The sequence below is a fragment of the Streptomyces sp. NPDC025618 genome (assembly GCF_055558795.1).
Genome location: NZ_JBVHLW010000011.1, coordinates 96109 through 113895, shown reverse-complemented (window position 1 = coordinate 113895; position 17787 = coordinate 96109). Strand labels below are relative to the sequence as shown.

18 protein-coding genes are annotated in these 17787 nt (G+C 71.2%); 10 read left to right on the top strand and 8 right to left on the bottom strand.

Features of this window, described 5'->3' with window-relative positions:
- Positions 1-67: 67 nt before the first annotated feature.
- The 3 genes from gcl to ACZ4A5_RS13360 all read right to left on the bottom strand — a co-directional run bounded on the left by gcl (position 68) and on the right by ACZ4A5_RS13360 (position 3614).
- A complete protein-coding gene (gcl, locus tag ACZ4A5_RS13370) occupies positions 68-1801 on the bottom strand; it encodes a glyoxylate carboligase (RefSeq protein WP_467582151.1) in 1734 nt (577 codons plus the stop codon).
- Positions 1798-2685 carry a 2-hydroxy-3-oxopropionate reductase gene (locus ACZ4A5_RS13365; RefSeq protein ID WP_467582149.1) on the bottom strand — a complete coding sequence of 296 codons (888 nt, stop codon included), beginning with the start codon at positions 2683-2685 and terminating at the stop codon, positions 1798-1800. Before ACZ4A5_RS13365 ends, gcl begins: the two co-directional genes overlap by 4 nt.
- A 98-nt stretch (positions 2686-2783) precedes the next feature.
- Positions 2784-3614 (bottom strand): TIM barrel protein, encoded by an 831-nt coding sequence (locus ACZ4A5_RS13360; protein ID WP_467582147.1) that lies wholly within the window; start codon positions 3612-3614, stop codon positions 2784-2786.
- A 105-nt stretch (positions 3615-3719) separates the two neighbouring features.
- Between ACZ4A5_RS13360 and ACZ4A5_RS13355 the strand changes: the two genes are divergently transcribed.
- The 7 genes from ACZ4A5_RS13355 (at position 3720) to ACZ4A5_RS13325 (ending at position 9388) form a co-directional block, all read left to right on the top strand.
- Positions 3720-3974, top strand: coding sequence for a thiamine-binding protein (locus ACZ4A5_RS13355; protein WP_467582145.1), 255 nt, complete (start codon positions 3720-3722; stop codon positions 3972-3974).
- Between the two features lie 50 nt (positions 3975-4024).
- Positions 4025-4360 (top strand): helix-turn-helix domain-containing protein, encoded by a 336-nt coding sequence (locus ACZ4A5_RS13350; protein WP_467582228.1) that lies wholly within the window; start codon positions 4025-4027, stop codon positions 4358-4360.
- Positions 4361-4461: 101 nt separating this feature from the next.
- Positions 4462-5016 (top strand): 2-oxo-4-hydroxy-4-carboxy-5-ureidoimidazoline decarboxylase, encoded by a 555-nt coding sequence (gene uraD, locus ACZ4A5_RS13345; RefSeq protein ID WP_467582143.1) that lies wholly within the window; start codon positions 4462-4464, stop codon positions 5014-5016.
- Positions 5013-5381 (top strand): hydroxyisourate hydrolase, encoded by a 369-nt coding sequence (uraH, locus tag ACZ4A5_RS13340; protein WP_467582141.1) that lies wholly within the window; start codon positions 5013-5015, stop codon positions 5379-5381. The genes uraD and uraH overlap by 4 nt, the downstream gene beginning before the upstream one ends.
- A gap of 8 nt (positions 5382-5389) precedes the next feature.
- The gene (gene pucL, locus ACZ4A5_RS13335) at positions 5390-6286 is read left to right on the top strand and encodes a factor-independent urate hydroxylase (protein ID WP_467582139.1); all 897 of its coding nucleotides are present in this window, start codon (positions 5390-5392) and stop codon (positions 6284-6286) included.
- Positions 6287-6306: 20 nt separating this feature from the next.
- A complete protein-coding gene (locus ACZ4A5_RS13330) occupies positions 6307-7704 on the top strand; it encodes an 8-oxoguanine deaminase (RefSeq protein ID WP_467582137.1) in 1398 nt (465 codons plus the stop codon).
- A gap of 232 nt (positions 7705-7936) precedes the next feature.
- Entirely contained in the window at positions 7937-9388 is a 1452-nt protein-coding gene (locus tag ACZ4A5_RS13325; RefSeq protein WP_467582135.1) for a nucleobase:cation symporter-2 family protein, read from the top strand.
- A gap of 670 nt (positions 9389-10058) precedes the next feature.
- On the opposite strand, the gene ACZ4A5_RS13320 is transcribed toward ACZ4A5_RS13325, so the two are convergent.
- The gene (locus tag ACZ4A5_RS13320) at positions 10059-11228 is read right to left on the bottom strand and encodes a helix-turn-helix domain-containing protein (RefSeq protein WP_467582133.1); all 1170 of its coding nucleotides are present in this window, start codon (positions 11226-11228) and stop codon (positions 10059-10061) included.
- A 163-nt stretch (positions 11229-11391) separates the two neighbouring features.
- Between ACZ4A5_RS13320 and ACZ4A5_RS13315 the strand changes: the two genes are divergently transcribed.
- Positions 11392-11868, top strand: coding sequence for a hypothetical protein (locus ACZ4A5_RS13315; protein ID WP_467582132.1), 477 nt, complete (start codon positions 11392-11394; stop codon positions 11866-11868).
- 52 nt (positions 11869-11920) lie between these two features.
- Positions 11921-12475 carry an HD domain-containing protein gene (locus ACZ4A5_RS13310; RefSeq protein WP_467582130.1) on the top strand — a complete coding sequence of 185 codons (555 nt, stop codon included), beginning with the start codon at positions 11921-11923 and terminating at the stop codon, positions 12473-12475.
- 163 nt (positions 12476-12638) lie between these two features.
- Here the strand turns inward: ACZ4A5_RS13310 and ACZ4A5_RS13305 are convergent, their stop codons facing one another.
- Together ACZ4A5_RS13305 and ACZ4A5_RS13300 are read right to left on the bottom strand one after the other, a co-directional pair.
- On the bottom strand, positions 12639-12926 hold the full coding sequence (locus tag ACZ4A5_RS13305; protein WP_467582226.1) for a TNT domain-containing protein: 288 nt from the start codon (positions 12924-12926) through the stop codon (positions 12639-12641).
- 50 nt (positions 12927-12976) lie between these two features.
- Entirely contained in the window at positions 12977-13420 is a 444-nt protein-coding gene (locus ACZ4A5_RS13300; protein WP_467582128.1) for an Imm63 family immunity protein, read from the bottom strand.
- Positions 13421-13684: 264 nt separating this feature from the next.
- Between ACZ4A5_RS13300 and ACZ4A5_RS13295 the strand changes: the two genes are divergently transcribed.
- On the top strand, positions 13685-15211 hold the full coding sequence (locus ACZ4A5_RS13295) for a YfcC family protein (RefSeq protein WP_467582126.1): 1527 nt from the start codon (positions 13685-13687) through the stop codon (positions 15209-15211).
- Positions 15212-15230: 19 nt separating this feature from the next.
- On the opposite strand, the gene pqqB is transcribed toward ACZ4A5_RS13295, so the two are convergent.
- Entirely contained in the window at positions 15231-16124 is an 894-nt protein-coding gene (gene pqqB, locus ACZ4A5_RS13290; RefSeq protein ID WP_467582125.1) for a pyrroloquinoline quinone biosynthesis protein PqqB, read from the bottom strand.
- Between the two features lie 18 nt (positions 16125-16142).
- Complete coding sequence (locus tag ACZ4A5_RS13285; RefSeq protein WP_467582123.1) at positions 16143-17720, bottom strand: hypothetical protein; 1578 nt, start codon at positions 17718-17720, stop codon at positions 16143-16145.
- Between the last annotated feature and the right edge of the window lie 67 nt (positions 17721-17787).

The window sequence follows — 17787 nt, the reverse complement described above, 5'->3', positions numbered from 1 at the left end:
TGAATGGTGTCCTTGCCCGCAGGGGGAGGCGCGAGATGCCGTCGCGTGCCGGTCCGGCGCGCCCGGTTCAGCGAAGCGGCTCGAACTCCCTCACCGAGTCGATGTCCGGGCCGTGCGGCGTGTTCGCCTCGCGCTCGATGAGGATCTCCACCAGCACTGGGCGGGACGTCGCCACGGCCTCCTTGCGCGCCCACTCCACCGCCGTGCGGATGTCGCCCGGATCCACGACGCGGCGCCCTGAACAGCCGTACGCCTCCATCAGCTTGACGTTGTCGGTGCCCGTCTCGTCGTAGTGGATGTCGACCTGGTAGTTCATGCCGTAGCCGATCGACGCCTGCCGGATCAGGCCCAGGTACTCGTTGTTCAGCATGATCAGGACGAACGGGACGTCGTACTGCGCGGCGACCGCCAGCTCCTCGACCATGTACTGGAAGCTGTAGTCACCCACGATGCCGACGACCTCGGTGTCACCCCTGCCCTGGCCCTGGAGCGCCTTCTTCACGCCGATCGCCGCCGGGATCTCCCAGCCCAGCGGGCCCGCCTGCCCGCACACCTGATAGCGCCGCGGCAGATGGGACTTCTGGTGCTGGCCGCCCCAGATCTGGTAGAGGCCGATGGCGGTGACGAAATACGTGTCGGGCCCGAAGATCTCGTTGATCTCCTTGTAGACCCGGGGCGCCTTGACGGGCGTGCTCGTGAAGTCCTCCCGGCGCACCAGCGTCCGCTTGAGCTCCCGGCAGCGCTCGGCCCACGGCGCGATGGCCGGCCGCGCGCCGCGGGCCCGCGCGGCGTCCAGCAGGGCGGTGAGGAACAGGCCGGCGTCGGAGACGATGCCGAGGTCCGGCTCGAAGACCCTGCCCAGCTGGGTGGGTTCGATGTCCACATGGACGAACGTCCGCTCGCCGCGGTAGACACCGAGGTCCGCGCCGGTGTGCCGGTCGCCGAAGCGGGCGCCGACCGCGAGCACGAAGTCCGCCTCCAGGAAAGAGGCGTTGGCGTAGCGCTGCGAGGTCTGGATGCCGGTCGTGCCCATGTGCAGCTCGTGGTCGTCCTCGATGGCGCCCTTGCCCATCAGCGTCACCTGGAAGGGCACCCGCAGGAACTCCACCAGCTCCCGCAGCGCGGCCGACGCCTCCGCGAGGATCACCCCGCCGCCCGCCAGCACCAGCGGCCGCTCGGCGGCCAGCAGCAGGTCGAGGGCGGCCTCGACGCGGGGCGGGTGCGGGGCCACGGCGGGGACCGGCAGCCGGGCGTCGAGCGCGGGGTCGTAGGAGATCTCGCGCCCCGCGATGTCGAGTGGGATGTCGATCAGCACCGGCCCGGGACGGCCCTCGCGCGCCACGCGGAAGGCTTCCCGGAACACCCACGGGATCTGCGCGGCCTCCTTGATCTGCACGGCCCACTTGGTGACCGGCCGGACGATCTCCACGATGTCGACCGCCTGGAACGCCTCCTGGTGCAGCTTGGCCGACACCGCCTGCCCGGTCACGCACACCATGGGCACGGAGTCGGCGAACGCGGTGTAGAGCCCGGTGACCAGGTTCGTCGCCCCCGGCCCCGAGGTGGCGAGCGCGACGCCGACCCGGCCGTTCGTACGGGCCCAGCCGTCGGCCATGTGTGTCGCGCCCTCTTCGTGACGGACGATCAAGTGCTCGATGCCGCCCACGGTGTGCATCGCTTTGTACAGCGGCAGGATCGCCGCCCCGGGACAGCCGAACGCGATGTCGACGCCCTCGTCCTTCATGATCTGTACGGCCGCCTCCATGGCGGGCACGCGCTTTCGCGTGGACCGGTCGCTCATGAGGCCACCCCCGAGAGCCGCTCGACGCCGCGCAGCAGGGCGGAGTGGTCCAGGGCGCCGTCGCCCTGCGCCCGCGCCGCGGCGACCAGCGTCGCGGCCACCGCGCCGAGCGGGAGGGCGGCGCCGACGGCGCGGGCCGCCTCGGTGACGATGCCCATGTCCTTGTGGTGCAGGTCGATGCGGAAGCCGGGGGCGAAGTCGTGGGCGAGGAAGTTGTGCCGCTTGCGCTCCAGCACGGCCGAACCGGCGAGCCCGCCGCCCAGCACCTCCAGCGCCGCGCCGAGGTCGACGCCCGACTTTTGCAGGAAGACCACCGCTTCCGCGCAGACCTGGATGTTGACCGCGACGACCAGCTGGTTGGCGGCCTTCACGGTCTGGCCGCTGCCGTGCGTCCCGCAGTGGACGACCGTCGTGCCGAGCGCGCGGAACAGCGGCGCGGCCAGGTCGAAGTCGGCGCGCTCCCCGCCGACCATGATCGAGAGCACTCCTTCGACGGCGCCCGCCTCACCGCCGGACACGGGCGCGTCCAGCACGCGGATGTCCCGCGCGGCGGCGGCCGCGGCCAGGGCGACGGAGGTGCTCGGCGCGACGGTCGACATGTCGATCAGCAGCGTGCCGGGCGCGGCGTGCGCGAGCACCCCGTCCTCGCCGAGGGTCACCGCCTCCAGCTGGGGGTCGGCGGGGAGCATCGTGACGACGATGTCGGCGCCCCGGACCGCTTCCGCGACGGAGGCGGCGGGGGTGCCGCCGGCTTCGGCGAGCCGGTCGAGCTTGTGCTGCTCCAGGGTGTGGCCGGTGACGTGGTATCCGGCCTTGAGCAGGTTCTCGGCCATGGGGGATCCCATGATCCCGAGTCCTATCCAGGCGATCCGGGGGGTGGGCATCGGGGTCCTTTCGCTGGTTGTGCGGGTGCGGGTGCGGGTGCGGGTGCAGGTGCGCACGGGCGCGGGGTGCGGGGGCGTACGGGGTGCGGGCCCGGTGCTCATCCGGCGCCGAGGCGGAAGTCCTCCAGCCAGCCGAACGCCTCGGCGTGCGGCGCCGCGTACTCCAGCCCCACCCACCCGTCGTAGCCCGTCTTCCCCAAGTGCCCCAGCAGCTCCGGGAAGTCAAGCGCTCCGGACCCGGGCGCCCCGCGCCCCGGCGCGTCCGCGATCTGGACGTGGCCGGTCACGGCGGTGTGGTCGTCGATCACGGCGCGCAGGTCCTCGCCGCCCATCGCCAGGTGGTAGAGGTCCATCAGGAACCGCGCGTTGCCCAGGCCGCTCGCCGCGTTCACGGCCTCGGCCAGCGCGACCGCCTTCGCCGCGCCGGTGAGGGGGTAGAGCGGTGACTCCACCGCGTTGAGCGCCTCGATCAGGAGCACCGCCCCCACCCGGTCCGCGGCGCGTGCCGCGCGCACGAGGTTCTCCAGGGCCAGCGCGTCCTGCGTGCGCGGGTCGACGCCCTGGACGCGGCTGCCGTAGAGGGCGTTGAGTGCCGTACAGCCGAGCGAGGCGGCGAAGTCGGCGGCGACGTCGAGGTTCGCGCGGAAGCCGTCGGAGGCCGGGCCGGGTATCGAGAGCGCGCCCCGGTCGGGGCCGGGCAGCCGTCCGGCGAAGAAGTTCAGGCCGACGAGCTGTGTCCCCGCGTCGCGCAACGCGCCGCGCAGGGCGTCGAGTTCGCGCTTCTCCGGCACGGGGCGGTCCGGCCAGGGCCACCACAGCTCGACCGCGGTGAAGCCCGCCGCGGCCGCTGCGGCAGGCCGCTCCAGGAGGGGGAGTTCGGTGAAGAGGATCGACAGATTCACATCGAAGCGCGGCTCCGGAAGACCCATGACAGGTACTCGCTTCCGTATGGCGGAATTTGAATTCTGCTCAACGGAAGCGTGCCCGCGGGCCGCGAAGGCTGTCAAGGGGAGTCGCGGCGCTACCGTGTGCCCATGCTGCGATTGCGAGTGGAGTTCACGACCGAGCCCTTCGACCTCGACGAGGCGCCGCCCCACGCGGAGGCGGCCCGCGAGGTCGTCCAGGGAGCCGACCTCGACGCCGTGGACGTCGGCCCGTTCGGCACCACCGCCGAGGGCCGCGCCGAGGTGGTGCTGGCCACCGTGGACGAGGTGCTCCGCGAATCGCTGCGCGCCGGTGCCACGCGGGTGTCCCTGCAGCTCAACGTGGTCGGGGAGAACGGCTCGTGACCGCCACGGACGACGCCTTCCGCGCGGCCGTCCGGCCGCTCGTCGACGCCATGGGCGGCGAGATGGTCGACCCGGAGCACGCCCTGGGTGACGACGTGCTGCTGTCCTGGGAGGGCCGCGCCGTCGTCGCCGTACGCCTGCCGCACCTCTCCGACTCCCTCGACCGCATCCTGGCCGACCTCGAACGCCGGCACGGCCTGCCGCTGTCCGAACTCGACCGCAAGACCAAGCAGTCGGTGGTGCGGGGTCTGGAGGCGCGCGGCGCCTTCTCCGTACGGCACGGCGTGGAGACCGTGGCCTCGGCGCTGGGCGTGAGTCGCTTCACCGTTTACAACTACCTGAACCGGGAGAACCCCTCCCGGGGTGAGGGCCGTCGCGCGGATTAGCGGGCCCGTGGAATTCAACAAACTGTTGACGCCGTGTTCTTCGAGGCGTTAGCTATGCGCAGCCCTTCCCCGCCCATCGACAAGCGGCCACGGAGGCACCCGTGACTTCGAGTCCGACGCCGGGCCTGGCCCGGTTCAACGAGGTGGCGGACAGCGCGGCCCGCGCCGCGCTCCGCGAGATCTGCGCCAGCCGGACGTGGGCGAGCGCCCTGCTCCCCCACCGGCCCTACCCCGACACCGCCGCCCTGTGCGCCGCCAGCGACACCGCCATGGCCGCCCTCACCCCGGCCGACCTCGCCGAGGCGATGTCCGGCCACCCGCCCATCGGCCGCCCCACCCCCGGCGACCCGGTGTCCGCCCGCGAACAGCGCGGCATGGCGGGCGCGCCCGCCGCCCTCCAGGCCGAGATGCTCGCGCGCAATCTCGCCTACCAGGAGAAGTTCGGGCACGTCTTCCTGATCTGCGCCACCGGCCTCACCGCCGGACAGCTGTACGACGCGATCCGTTACAGGACCGACAACACGCCGGAACGCGAGCGCGAGATCGTGCGCACAGAACTCGGCAAGATCAATCGCATCCGGCTGACCCGGCTCGCGGAAGAGCCGCAGACGGCGAACGTCACGCCGGAGCCCGACGACGGAGGAGCGCCACCATGAGCGGCCGGACGATCCCTGTGACCGTGTCCACCCACGTCCTGGACACCACCATCGGCCGCCCGGCCCGGGGCGTCGCTGTCGAGCTGTCCGTCCGGGAGAAGCCCGACGGCCCCTGGGAGCCGGCCGGCATCTCGACGACCGACGCCGACGGGCGCTGCCAGGACTTCCCCCCGCTGCCGGCCGGCGCCGGCCAGGCGCGGCTCCTCTTCGCCGTCGAGCCCTATCTCTCCCGCTCCGGGGAGCGGGACGGGGGCGCGGCCTTCTTCCCGGAAGTGGCGATCGCCTTCGCCGTCACACCGGGCGAGCACTATCACGTACCGCTGCTGCTCAACCCGTTCGGCTATTCCGTTTACCGAGGGAGCTAGCGACCCCCATGCCCATCCTTGGCCAGAACCAGTACGGCAAAGCCGAGACCCGCGTCCTGAAGGTCACCCGTGACGGGGACACCCACCACCTGAAGGACCTCAACGTCTCGGTCGCGCTCTCCGGTGACATGGAGGACGTCCACCTCTCGGGCTCCAACTCCCGCGTCCTGACCACCGACACCACCAAGAACACCGTCTTCGCCTTCGCCAAGGAGCGCGGCATAGCCTCGGCCGAGGCGTTCGGCGTCCACCTGGCCCGGCACTTCGTCGTCAGCCAGCCGGCCGTCAGGACCGCGCGCATCCGGCTGGAGGAGTACGCCTGGGAGCGCATCGAGACCCCGGGGGAGCGGCGGCACTCCTTCGTCCGCGCGAACCAGGAGACCCGCACCGCGCAGATCACCTTCGACGGCCGCGCATGGCAGGTGATCTCCGGGCTCAAGGACCTCGTGGTGCTCAACACCACCGACTCCGAGTTCCACGGCTACGTCAAGGACCGCTATACCACGCTCCAGGAGACCCGGGACCGGATCCTCGCCACGCAGGTCCACGCCCGCTGGCGGCACGCCCGGTTCGACGACACGGTGCGATCCCCGGACTGGAACCGCAGTTACACGGCCACCCGGGAACACCTGCTGACCGCCTTCGCCGAGACGTACTCCTACTCCCTGCAGCAGACGCTCTTCCAGATGGGCTCGCGGGTCATCGACCGCCGCCCCGAGATCGACGAGATCCGCCTCTCGCTCCCGAACAAGCACCACTTCCTGGCGGACCTCGAACCGTTCGGCCTCAAGAACGACAACGAGGTCTACTTCGCGGCCGACCGCCCGTACGGCCTCATCGAGGCGACCGTCCTGCGTGAGGGCGCCGAGTCCGCCATCCCGGTGGACCTGACGAACCTTCCGTGACCCGACTGCGAGGAATCACCGTGGCCGCACCACCGCAAGCACCGCACGCACCCGAGCGGACTGTCATCGAGAACTGCGCCGTCGCCACCGTCGACGCCCAGGACACCGAGCACCCGAGCGGCCACGTCGTCGTCGCCGGGAACAGGATCGAGTCCGTGGGCCCGGGCCCGGCCCCCGCGGGGCTGACCGGAGTCGTCCGCCGCGTCGACGGCACCGGACACCTCGTCACCCCCGGCCTCGTCAACACCCACCACCACTTCTACCAGTGGCTCACCCGCGGCCTCGCCCAGGACTCCGTGCTCTTCGACTGGCTCGTCGCCCTCTATCCCATCTGGGCGCGGATCGACGAAGAGATGGTGTACGCGGCCGCGCGGGGCTCCCTCGCGATGATGGTCCGCGGTGGCGTCACCACCGCCATGGACCACCACTACGTCTTCCCCCGCGGCTCCGGCGACCTCCTCGGCGCCGAGATCCGGGCCGCGCGCGAGATGGGCGTGCGGTTCAGCCCCACCCGCGGTTCGATGGACCGCGGGAAGTCCGACGGCGGCCTGCCCCCCGACTTCGCGGTCGAGACCACCGAGGCCGCGCTGATCGCGACCGAGGAGGCCATCGACACCTACCACGACCCGGCCTTCGACTCGATGCTGCGGATCGGCGTCGCCCCCTGCTCGCCCTTCTCCGTCTCCACCGAACTGCTCCGCGAGGCCGCCGTGCTGGCCCGCCGCAAGGGTGTGCGCCTGCACACCCATGGCTCGGAGACCGTCGAGGAGGAACAGTTCTGCAAGGAGCTGTTCGGCATGGGGCCCACCGACTACTTCGAGTCCACCGGCTGGCTCGGCGACGACGTGTGGATGGCCCACTGCGTCCATATGAACGACACCGACATCGCCGCCTTCGCCCGCACCGGCACGGGCGTGGGCCACTGCCCCTCCTCCAACGCCCGGCTCGCGGCCGGCACGGCCCGCGTCCCCGACCTGCTGCGGGCCGGCGTCCCCGTCGGCCTGGGCGTCGACGGCACAGCGTCCAACGAGTCCGGGGAACTGCACACCGAGCTCCGCAACGCCCTGCTGATCCACCGGCTCGCGGGCGGGGCAGCCGCCCTGAAGGTCCGTCAGGTACTGCGGATGGGCACGTACGGCGGAGCCCGAGTCCTGGGCCGGGAACGGGAGATCGGCTCCCTGGAGCCGGGTAAGCTCGCCGACCTCGTGCTCTGGAAGCTCGACGGGCTCGGGCACTCGACCATCGCCGACCCCGTCGCCGCGCTGGTGCTCGGCGCCGCCGCGCCGGTGACCTTGTCCCTGATCAACGGCCGGGCCGTCGTCGAGGACGGCAGACTGACCACCGCCGACGAGGACGCCATCACCCGTGGCGCCCGCGACGCCTCCCGCCGCCTGGCGCGCATCGCGGCGGGCGACTGACGCCTCCTGCCCGGCCCGGCCTCGCCCGGCCCGGCCCGAGACCCGGCGGAGGTGGACGGACCTCGGCCGGGCCCGTGGACCTCCGGGTCCCACGGGCGGCGGACCGGGGCGCCCGCACGACGGCGCCCCGGTCCGTTCCCGCCCCCTCACGCAAGCCCCCCTCTTCCTTGCAGCGCCGCCTCCCTGAAGCCGTGTCACATCGGCGACACGAAAATCGACAGGAGGAACCGCCGTGGCCACAGTGCCCAGGTTCACCGAGCGAAGCACCGAGCCGGCCGCCGCGGGCGGCGACAGCGGCGATGTCCACCCGGTGGACCGGCTCCTGCCACCGGGGAAGCTGCTGGCCGGCGGCTTCCAGCACGTCGCGGCGAGCTACGCGGGCGTGGTCGCGCCGCCCCTCGTCCTCGGCGCGGCCCTCGGACTCTCCCCGCTGGAGATCACGTTCCTGGTCAGCGCCGCGCTCTTCACGGCGGGCATCGCGACGCTGCTCCAGACGATCGGGTTCTGGAAGGTCGGAGCCCGGCTGCCGTTCGTCAACGGCGTCTCCTTCGCGGGCGTCGCCCCCATGGTGGCCGTCGCGAACGCCCAGCCCCACAAGGGGGATGCCCTGCCGGTCATCTACGGCGCGGTGATCGTGGCCGGGGTCCTCGGCTTCCTCCTGGCCCCTTACTTCTGCAAACTCATCCGCTTCTTCCCGCCCGTCGTCAGCGGCACCGTCATCACCCTGATCGGCATCACGCTGCTGCCGGTCGCCTTCACCTGGATCCAGGGCGGCCAGTCGGACCACCCCGCCTCGCTCACCGGCCTCGGGCTGGCGGGCGCGACGCTCGCCGTCGTTCTCGGACTGCGCAGGCTGCTGCGCGGCTTCCTCCGGCAGATCGCGGTCCTCCTCGGCCTGGTCGCCGGCACCCTGATCGCCATTCCGGCCGGCGCCGTCGACTTCACGCCCGCCGAGCACGCCCGGATCGTCGGCTTCCCCAGCCCCTTCCACTTCGGCGCCCCGCACTTCGCGATCTCCGCGATCGTGTCGATGTGCGTGCTCATGCTGGTCTGTATGACCGAGAGCACCGCCGACATGCTCGCCCTCGGCGAGGTCGTCGGCCGCGAGGCGGACGAGAAGGTCATCGCGCGCGGCCTGCGCGCGGACACGCTCGGCACCGCCGTCAGCCCGCTCTTCAACGGCTTCGCCAACAGCGCCTTCGCCCAGAACATCGGCCTCGTCGCGATCACCCGCGTCCGCAGCCGCTTCGTGGTCGCGGCGTGCGGCGTGATGTTCGTGGCCCTGGGCCTGAGCCCGGTCTTCGCCTCCCTCATCGCGGTCGTCCCCCGCCCGGTCCTCGGCGGCGCGGGCATCGTCCTCTTCGGCAGCGTGGCGGCGAGCGGCGTGAACGTCCTCCGCGGGGCGGGCCTGGACAAGGGCGACAACCTGCTGGTCGCGGCGACGTCGCTGGGAGTGGGGATGATCCCGGTGATCTCCCCGAGGTTCTACGACGGCGCGGGAATCCCCGCGACCCTGAAGATCATCCTCGACTCGGGGGTGAGCGCGGGCTGCATCGCGGCGGTGGCGCTCAACCTGCTCTTCAACCATGTGGGACGGGGGCGGGGTGCTGCTTCCTCGGCGCCGGGGGAGGAGTGTACGAAGAGCCCCGCCATCCCGGCGCCCACCACTGGGCCGGGTCATTGAGCCGTGCTTTGTGACCGCCGTCACCGGGCCGGGGGCAAGGGTACGCTCATCGGGTCAACTCGGCCGCGCCTGGGGCGTGTTCGCCCTCGTAGTGGCTTGCCATCTGCGCCCTGACGGCCCGCCTCCGGCGAGGTTCTCGGCGCACTGGGCTCGGCGGAGTGCGATGCCGAGATGCAGGCATTCCGTACATGTGGACTGTGGCCTGCGTGGATTGGCGCGTGGTACGGAGACTTCGGCCCATGGGTGCAGGGGGACGATCATCATGGGTGGCCGTCCTTGGCCGTAGGCGTTCCGGAACCCTGGGAGGTGTCCGAGAGCGGTGCGCGCTCTTGGCCCGTCTCCGACGCGCCGACGCCTGACCCGGGGGTGTGCAGCCGTGTCCGGGAGCCCTTTACCCGCGCGGTGTTGAGCGCATTGGCAGGGCGGGTACTCCATGGTCCCGGCGGAGAGGTCCCGCCCGTCCGGCGACTCTCCCGGGGTCCGGCTCACCCTGAGCGCGCCGCCGGTGCCATGCTCTGCGATCATTCGGGCCAGTCGTGCCCGTGCTTCGCTTGTCATCGTGTCCCGCCTGCCCTCTCTTCCTGGCTTGCGGGCCCAACCTAGGAAGCGGAACGGCGGTTGTCTGTGGCACTTCGGCTATCAGCCGGACGGAAGTGCCCTGAGTGATCCTTCAGCAGGGCAGTCCGACCACGTCGGCCATGGCTCGCATCTCGGTCGTCAACGTACGTCGGCCTTTGATCACCCGTTCGAGGATCACGCGGGCGTACCGTTGGTTCGGCAGCCACTCCGGACTGTCGTTGTTGATCTGCCCGAGTTTGCCGAACGCTTCCGCGTACTGGCCTGTTTTGGCGTAGGCGTCGGCGACATCCAAAAGGTGACGGTTGCGATTATTGGACGTCGGCTTGAGCCCCTTGGCAGGGATTGTTTCAGCCAGTCTCAGAACTAGGTCCGGCCTGTCCGTGACACTCGCGTTCTCCGCCCTTTTGAGAGCCACCGTTGTGGGCCCGAACGTCCTCAAGTAATCGTTCTCGGGGGAGTATTCCCTGCCTAGTGCGACGGCCGCCGCTTTGGCGAACCTCAGAGCGTCGGCGGCGTCCCCAGGCTGCGAGTTGCGGACGGCTGCGGCGGATACCCGAAGGAGCATCCACCCCCACGTGCTCAGCTCTGCCGGAGTCGCACGGGAAATTTTGGGTTCAGTCTCGTCCGCCCACTTCACGGCCAAGTCATATGCCCTGCTCAACTCGCCTTGGCGGAGGAGTAGCCAGCACTGGGTGTTGATCGTGGCGGCAGCCTCCATGCGGTCCACTGCGTCGTCCAGAGCTCGCTCCAAGGCCGTCTCGGCAGCGCTGAACTGTCGCGTCTGGACCATGAGCCACCCGGCGAGCTGCAAGAGCCGCACCCGGACGGCCCTGCCCTCCGGACCCAGCGCGTCGGCCTCCTGGAGCAATCGCGGCAACAGCACCGACAGGGCACCGTACTCGTCATTCGAGAACAGTGGCGTGATCTCCTGGATGGCGTTGCACACTCCCACGACTGTGGGCGGTTCATCGTCCGCCCAAACCGCCAACGGCGGTCGTTCAATGGCGTTCCGGACTTCGGTCCACTGATCCACCGTCGCTGTGCTCGGGTCTTCCTCGTGCGGGCCTGAGGCCAGGCGCATGGTGGGCACACGGAGCGCGGCGGCGAGCATTCTCAGCGTCTCCAGCCGCGCACCTTCCCGATCTCCTTGTTCAAGCTCTCGAATGGTCGAGAGCGAAACCCCCGATGCGGTGGCCAACTCCCTTTGCGACAAGCCCCTACGCTTACGAACGGTCTTCACGTTCTCGCCAGCGTTGCTCATGTCACGAGAGTACGCCGCAGGGCGGGGGACGGTCTCCCCGCCGGTTGCCCCCCCCTGGACCGGAAGTGTGGGTCACTCTCTGAGGGTCGGATCAGGGGTCAGGCTGTCGTCCGGGAATTCGACGAGCGACTGCATGACGCCTACCTGTGAGTGAGAGGGAATCATGAGGATGGGGATCACCGGGCACCGTGGGCTGCCCGTCGAGGTGGAGCAGCGCGTACGGGCTGCCCTCGTGGAGGTCGTCACGACGTGCGACCCCGTGAGCCTGGTGGGGGCGAGCTGTATCGCGGACGGACCGGACACGTGGTTCGCTCAATCCGTGCTGGACCACGGCGGCCGGATCGAGGTCATCGTGCCTGCCGAGAGGTATCGGGACAGCCTGCCGGCATGGCACCGCGCCACGTACGACGAACTCCTGGGCCGGGCCTCGGACGTGCACCACACGGGACTCACGGATTCCGACTCGCAGGCACACATGGCGGGGAGTGAGATCCTCGTGGGGCTCGTGGACGAGCTCTGTGCCGTGTGGGACGGGCAGCCGGCGCGAGGCTACGGCGGAACCGCCGACGTGGTCGCCTACGCACGCCGCACCGGCGTCCCCGTTCGTGTCCTGTGGCCGACCGGGGCGAGGCGGGGCTGACGGCACGGTCTGAGACTGAGCGCCCCATGATCCAGTGGAGAGGACACGCCGCATGACCGACGACCGGCACGCCAAAGGTTCCGTCAGCTATCTGATGGAGATGGGTGCTCTCAAGAGGGCGAAGCGATCAGGGTGGTGGATCGCGGGGGTCAAGGACCCCGAGACGATCGCCGAGCACAGTTTCCGTACCGCTGTGGTCGGTTCCGTCCTCGCGATGATGGAGGGAGCCGACCCCGCGAAGGTCGCCCTTCTGTGCACCTTCCACGACACCCAGGAGACCCGGGTCGGCGACATCCCCTGGATCGGCCGTCGCTATCTCACTGCCGCCAAGAACGAAGATGTCACCGCCGATCAGGTCGCGGACGCGCATCCGGCGGTGGCGGCAGGTATTCAGGCGGTCGTCGACGAGTACGAGAACGGTGATTCGCTCGAGGTCATGGTCGCCCGCGACGCGGACAAGCTGGAGTGCATGATCCAGGGACTCGAATACCTGGAGCAGGGATACAGCAACGCCCGGGAGTGGGTCGACAGCACCCGGGCCAAGCTCAAGACGCCCTCCGCCGTCAGCCTCGCCGATGCCGCGCGGACGATGTCGTCGGTCGAGTGACAGCGCACCTACTTGCGCTGAAGGGCTGCCCTGGTGGTCCGCCCGGAGGGATCCTCCCGCGTGGACCACCGCACAGCGCCGCATTCCCCGAGGAGAGCTACCTCGCCCGACTCCCTCTCCGCGTAGCGATCCGCAGAGGCCGCCCACAGGCAAGCCGCCCCGGTCACCGCACCGGTTCCTCACGGATGTAGCCCTGGTCGATGAGCCACTGCACCGAGATGCCCTCCGGGAGCAGGAACTGCGTTCCGCCCCCGGGCTGTTCGAACCAGGGAGCGACCTTGCCCGACTGGATCACGCCGTACTTCTCGGCGTCCTCCTGAGTCCACGGCCGGATCCAGCTGTACACGTGGTACCCGCACCCCACATGGGTGGGCGGCAGGGAACGCTGGGCGAAGGGCGTCCCCTGCGGGTGCGCGAACCTTCCCAGCGGGCTCCCGAACCGGTCCCACACCTCCGTTCCACCCGCCGACCGCTCCCGCTTCTTCCCGCGCCGCCACAGCCTCACGACCGCCCCCCGACCGGATAGGCGTCCACGTCCTCAAGGCGCACTCCCGGACACTGCTGCGGGATCTGCGCCCGGAACCGCTCCGCCCACTCGGGCCGGATCAGCCCCAGCAGCTGGACCTGCCTGGCCAGCCATCCCACCCGGGTGTCGTCGCAGCCGGGCAGCAGACCGCGGTGGCCGAGCTCCCAGCGGGCGGCGGCGTCGCGGGTGGTGTGCAGCGCCGCCCAGTACAGAAACTCGTCCAGGTCCCCGGTCGCGCGGCGCTCCACTTCCTTGTCACGCTCCCGCACCACCCAGTGGACGGCGCCGTCGTGGACTTCGGCATGGGGGTAGCCGGCATCGGGAAGGCCGTCGCCGACGACGTCCGCGCCGTCGAGCCCTTCGACGCCCGCCAGCATGCTACGCACAGCGGCGTAGACACCCTCGAGAGTTATCGTCATGCAGACGACTATCGCATCGCACACCGGCACTCTCGGTGTGGGTTCGCTCACACGGCAGCTGGCGCGCACTCACTCCGCCCGGTCCGCGGCTCCTCAGTCACCTGGACTTGAGCCGCGCGATTCGACCGTCTCCGTCCGCGGCCTCCAGGCCCTGGCTCGCCCGCACCCGATGCGGAAACCCCCGGACACACCCCGAACCGAACACCCCACCGCACGCCAATCCGGGCAAGATGGGTGAAATCGTCGCCCCCGGAGAGGCCCGCCGTGGATCAGCCAGCCGAGACACCCGCCCCCGCGGACCCGCGTCCAGGCCGCCGGAAATTCGTCTTCCCCAGCGCCCTCACCGTCCTCGCCGCCGTCACGGTCGTCGTCTGGGCCCTCACCTTCGTCATCCCCTCCGGCACCTACCGCCGCAACGACACCGGCAAGCCCCTCCAGGGCACGTACCACCGCGAGGCCGCGCCCGGGGACTTCGTGCACCGGCTCGGGGACCTCTTCCTCTCCCCGGTCAACGGCCTCTACGGCATTCGCGACAGCGGGACCGGGCAGGTCGCCCCGGACGCGGCCGGCGCGCTCTACGGCAGTGCCGGGGTCTTCCTCTTCGTGCTGGCCATCGGCGCGTTCATCACGGTCGTCTTCGCCACCGGCGCCCTGGACCGCGGCATCGAACGCCTCGCCCACCGGCTGCGCGAGCGCGGGGCCCTGCTGATCGCCGGAGTGATGGCCGTCTTCTCACTGCTCGGCACGGTCGAGGGCTTCGCGGAGGAGACTCTCGGCTTCTACGGCCTGATCGTGCCGCTGATGCTGGCCCTCGGTTACGACCGCATGGTCGCCACCGGCACCATCATCCTCGGCGCGGGCGTCGGCGTGCTGGCCTCGACCGTCAACCCCTTCGCCACCGGCGTCGCCTCCTCGGCCGCCGACGTCTCGCTCGGCGACGGCATCGTGCTGCGCTTCGCGATGTGGATCGTGCTCACCGCGGTGACCATCGGCTACGTCCTGCGGTACGCGCACAAGGTGCGTACGGACCCCGCCCGCTCCCTGGTCGGCTTCCTGCCCGGGGACCGCGAGCTGGCGGCGGAGGCCGAGGAGCCGCCCGAGCTGACGGGGTTGCAGAAGGGCGTGCTCGCCGCGGTGACCGCGGTCTTCGCCTTCATGATCTTCTCGGTGATCCCCTGGGCGAGCGCGCTCACCGGAAAGGCCGACGCGACGCCGTACGACTGGGAACTCGGCTGGTCCTTCGCCCAGTTGGCGGCGCTCTTCCTCGTCGCCGCCGTGCTCATCGGTGTCGTGGCCCGGCTGGGCGAGCAGGAGCTGAGCGCGCGGGTCGTCCAGGGAGCGGGCGACTTCATCGCTCCCGCGCTGACCATCGTGCTCGCCCGCGGCGTCACGGTGATCATGAACAACGCCCGCATCACGGACACCGTCCTGCACTCCATCGAAGGCGCCGTCTCCGGCACCCCGGCGGCGCTCTTCGGGATCATGGTCTACATCGTCAACCTCCCGCTGGCGTTCCTCATCCCCTCGACCTCCGGCCACGCCACCCTCGCGATGCCCATCCTCGCGCCGCTCGCCGACTTCGCGGGCGTCACGCGCTCGGTGGTGGTCACCGCCTGGGAAGCGGCGAGCGGGGTGATGAACCTCTGGGTGCCGACCACCGCCGTCATCATGGGCGGCGTCGCGCTGGCGAAGGTCGGCTACGACAGATACCTGCGCTTCGTCTGGCCGCTGCTGCTGCTCCTGTCCGTTCTCGTCTGCGCCTTCGTGGCCCTGGGCGCGGTCGCCGGCTGAGCGTTCCGCGCACCGGCGCTCACAGCCGGATCTCCTGCCCGTCCGCGGCCACCTCCACGAGCGCGGCCGCCAGCGTGGAACGCTCGCACGAGGCGGGGTCCGCCGCCGGGTTGGTGTTGTTGAGATGGGTGTAGAGACAGCGCACCCCCGTGCGGCCGCGCAGCCGGGCGAGCGTCCCGCCGGCACCGCTGATGGGCAGGTGGCCCATCGCGCGGGCCCCCGGGCCGTGGCCCGTCCTCCGCTCCATCTCGTCCTCGCTCCAGAAGGTGCCGTCGAGGATCACGCATCCCGCTCCGGCCAGGGCGGCTTCCAGACCCCGGGGCCACCGGGCGAGCGACGGGGCGTAGACGGCCGCCGCGCCCGTCACGGCGTCGTCGAAGCGATAGGCCACCACCCACGGCCCGGGCAGGGCGGAGCCCGCCGCGTAGCGCGGCCGCTTGTCGCTCACGGGGATCGCGGTGACGCGCAACCGGCCGTCGCCCAGGGCCAGTCCACCGGTGAGCGGCCGCCAGCGGGCCGCGCCGTAAGGAGCGAGCAGGCCGCGCAGCGGGAAGTCCTCGGCGAGGGACGCCGTCACGGCCGCCGGGGCGAAGAGGTCGAGGGCCGCGCCCTCGCGCAGCGCCAGCAGCCCGGCCGTGTGATCGAGCTCGCCGTCGGTGAGGAGCACACCGCGCAGCGGGGTGCGCCGGGTGCCGGGCGGCGGGGAGAGCTCGGGGGTGGCGAGGATCTGCGCGCGGATGTCGGGGGAGGCGTTGACGAGATACCAGGCGCCGGGCGAGGCGCTCACCGCCAGGCACTCCTGGGTCCGCCACACCGCCGGGCCCGCGGCCCGCGCCCGGGTGCAGCCGGGGCAGGCGCAGTTCCACTGCGGCAGCCCGCCGCCCGCCGCGGTGCCCAGAACGCGCAGCCTCATCGCCGGCCCGCTCCGCCGTCAGCCCAGCAGCCCGTAGACCTGCAGCACTCCGGAGAACGTCGGTACGTACACCCTGCCGCCCGCGACCGTCGGCGGCGCGAACTTCGCGAACAGACCCACGTCGTCGCGGGCCGCGTTCATCTTACTGTTCCACACCTCCCGGGTCAGGTCGGTGGCCTGGTAGGCGCGGAAGACGCCCTCGACCACGGCCTGGTTGGCGTTGTCGCGGTACGGGTGCGTCGCCCAGACCAGCCCGGTCGCCGGGTCGTCGCCGTCGGCGGAGACGGACAGGAACCCGCCCGGCATCCCGGGCGCACCGCCCGGCACGCCCCTGGGGTCGGTGGTGGTGCTCGTCGAGGCGGGCGTCGTCCGGAAGGTGCCACCGGTGAAGCGGTAGGCGCGCAGGAAGGCGTTCTCCGGCCATACGTACACCCAGGGCCCGCCGCCGCCCCGGAAGTTCCAGTGCACCGCGCCGCCGTGGATGTGATGGGTGTCGCGGTCCGGCGCGACCACATAGAAGCTCTGCGCGATCTGACTGTCCGAACCGGCCTGGAAATGGCCCATGTCGCCGGTGTCCAGCAGATAGAACTTGCCCTCCTTGCCGCCGCCCAGCAACAGCCGGGTGCCCGGGATCAGCAGCGGCCCGGCGGAACCCAGGTCGGCATCGGCGGCGTCCAGAGCGGCGTTGTCGAACGGCGAGAACCAGTCCGCGAGCGCGAGGTCGGGCGTCAGCTTGACGACCGCGTCGCCGAGCTCCGAGCCGTCCGGGCGGAAACCGCCGTTCCCCGTCATGAAGTAGAGGTTTCCGACGTCGTCGGCCGCGAGCCCCTGGCCCGCCTGCCAGATCCCGCCCCGCCGGGTGCCCGGCGTGGTCACGTACACCCCTGTGCGCCGGAGGTCGCTCGCGTCGAAGCCGAACACCCACCCGTGGTACGGGTCCTGGTCGCCGTAGGAGGCGAACGCCACGTACACCCGGCCGCCCGCCAGCGTCAGCGCGGAGCGCTGGATCTGCCGGTTACTGGTGAAGGTCAGCTTCCCCTGGGCGCTGCCGTCACCCGTGCCGGGCACCGACGCGGCGATCCGCACCGGCCCGCCGAGCGCCTCCCGGCCGGTGGAGAGGTCCAGCGCGTGCAGGGTGTGGTGGTACGCGCCCTGCTCCTTGGTGAAGGCGACGGCATACAGGACGTGCCGCTCCACATCGATGACCGGCGTGCTGAGCACCCCCACCTCGACCGCGATGTCGCGGTAGCCCGGCGGTCCCACGTTCGCGTCGGGCAGGGTGACCGACGGGCCCAGCGAGGCGTGCCACAGCGGCGCGGAGACCGCCGGGTCGCCGGCGTCGAAGGCGTAGACGCTGTTGTGCATCGTCGCCGTGAAGACGACGTCGCGCACCCCGTGGCCTTCGACGGGGCAGCGGGCGAGATAGAGGGGCTGGGCGTGGATCTGCCCGTCCACCGCGCGGCTGAAGAGCTTGCCGAAGGTGGCCGGGCCGACGTTGCCCGGACGGAGGACCGTCTCCAGCAGGTTGGCGCCCGTGCGGCGGTTGTCGTTGTGCTGGGTCGTGACCGACAGCCCGGCCGGTGGCAGCGGATTCATGGCGTCGTCTCCTGCGGTGCCGGGTGGTGGATACGGGCGTACGGGTCCTGCGGTGCCGGATGGTGGA

Excerpts from the sequence above, each read along its gene's own strand:
- ACZ4A5_RS13300 (WP_467582128.1), bottom strand. The coding sequence starts at position 13,420 with ATGACGATAACTCTCGAGGGTGTCTACGCCGCTGTGCGTAGCATGCTG.
- ACZ4A5_RS13310 (WP_467582130.1), top strand. The coding sequence starts at position 11,921 with ATGACCGACGACCGGCACGCCAAAGGTTCCGTCAGCTATCTGATGGAG.
- ACZ4A5_RS13315 (WP_467582132.1), top strand. The coding sequence starts at position 11,392 with ATGAGGATGGGGATCACCGGGCACCGTGGGCTGCCCGTCGAGGTGGAG.
- ACZ4A5_RS13355 (WP_467582145.1), top strand. The coding sequence starts at position 3,720 with ATGCTGCGATTGCGAGTGGAGTTCACGACCGAGCCCTTCGACCTCGAC.
- ACZ4A5_RS13285 (WP_467582123.1), bottom strand. The coding sequence starts at position 17,720 with ATGAATCCGCTGCCACCGGCCGGGCTGTCGGTCACGACCCAGCACAAC.
- pqqB (WP_467582125.1), bottom strand. The coding sequence starts at position 16,124 with ATGAGGCTGCGCGTTCTGGGCACCGCGGCGGGCGGCGGGCTGCCGCAG.
- gcl (WP_467582151.1), bottom strand. The coding sequence starts at position 1,801 with ATGAGCGACCGGTCCACGCGAAAGCGCGTGCCCGCCATGGAGGCGGCC.
- ACZ4A5_RS13365 (WP_467582149.1), bottom strand. The coding sequence starts at position 2,685 with ATGCCCACCCCCCGGATCGCCTGGATAGGACTCGGGATCATGGGATCC.
- ACZ4A5_RS13350 (WP_467582228.1), top strand. The coding sequence starts at position 4,025 with ATGGGCGGCGAGATGGTCGACCCGGAGCACGCCCTGGGTGACGACGTG.
- ACZ4A5_RS13360 (WP_467582147.1), bottom strand. The coding sequence starts at position 3,614 with ATGGGTCTTCCGGAGCCGCGCTTCGATGTGAATCTGTCGATCCTCTTC.
- uraH (WP_467582141.1), top strand. The coding sequence starts at position 5,013 with ATGAGCGGCCGGACGATCCCTGTGACCGTGTCCACCCACGTCCTGGAC.
- pucL (WP_467582139.1), top strand. The coding sequence starts at position 5,390 with ATGCCCATCCTTGGCCAGAACCAGTACGGCAAAGCCGAGACCCGCGTC.
- ACZ4A5_RS13320 (WP_467582133.1), bottom strand. The coding sequence starts at position 11,228 with ATGAGCAACGCTGGCGAGAACGTGAAGACCGTTCGTAAGCGTAGGGGC.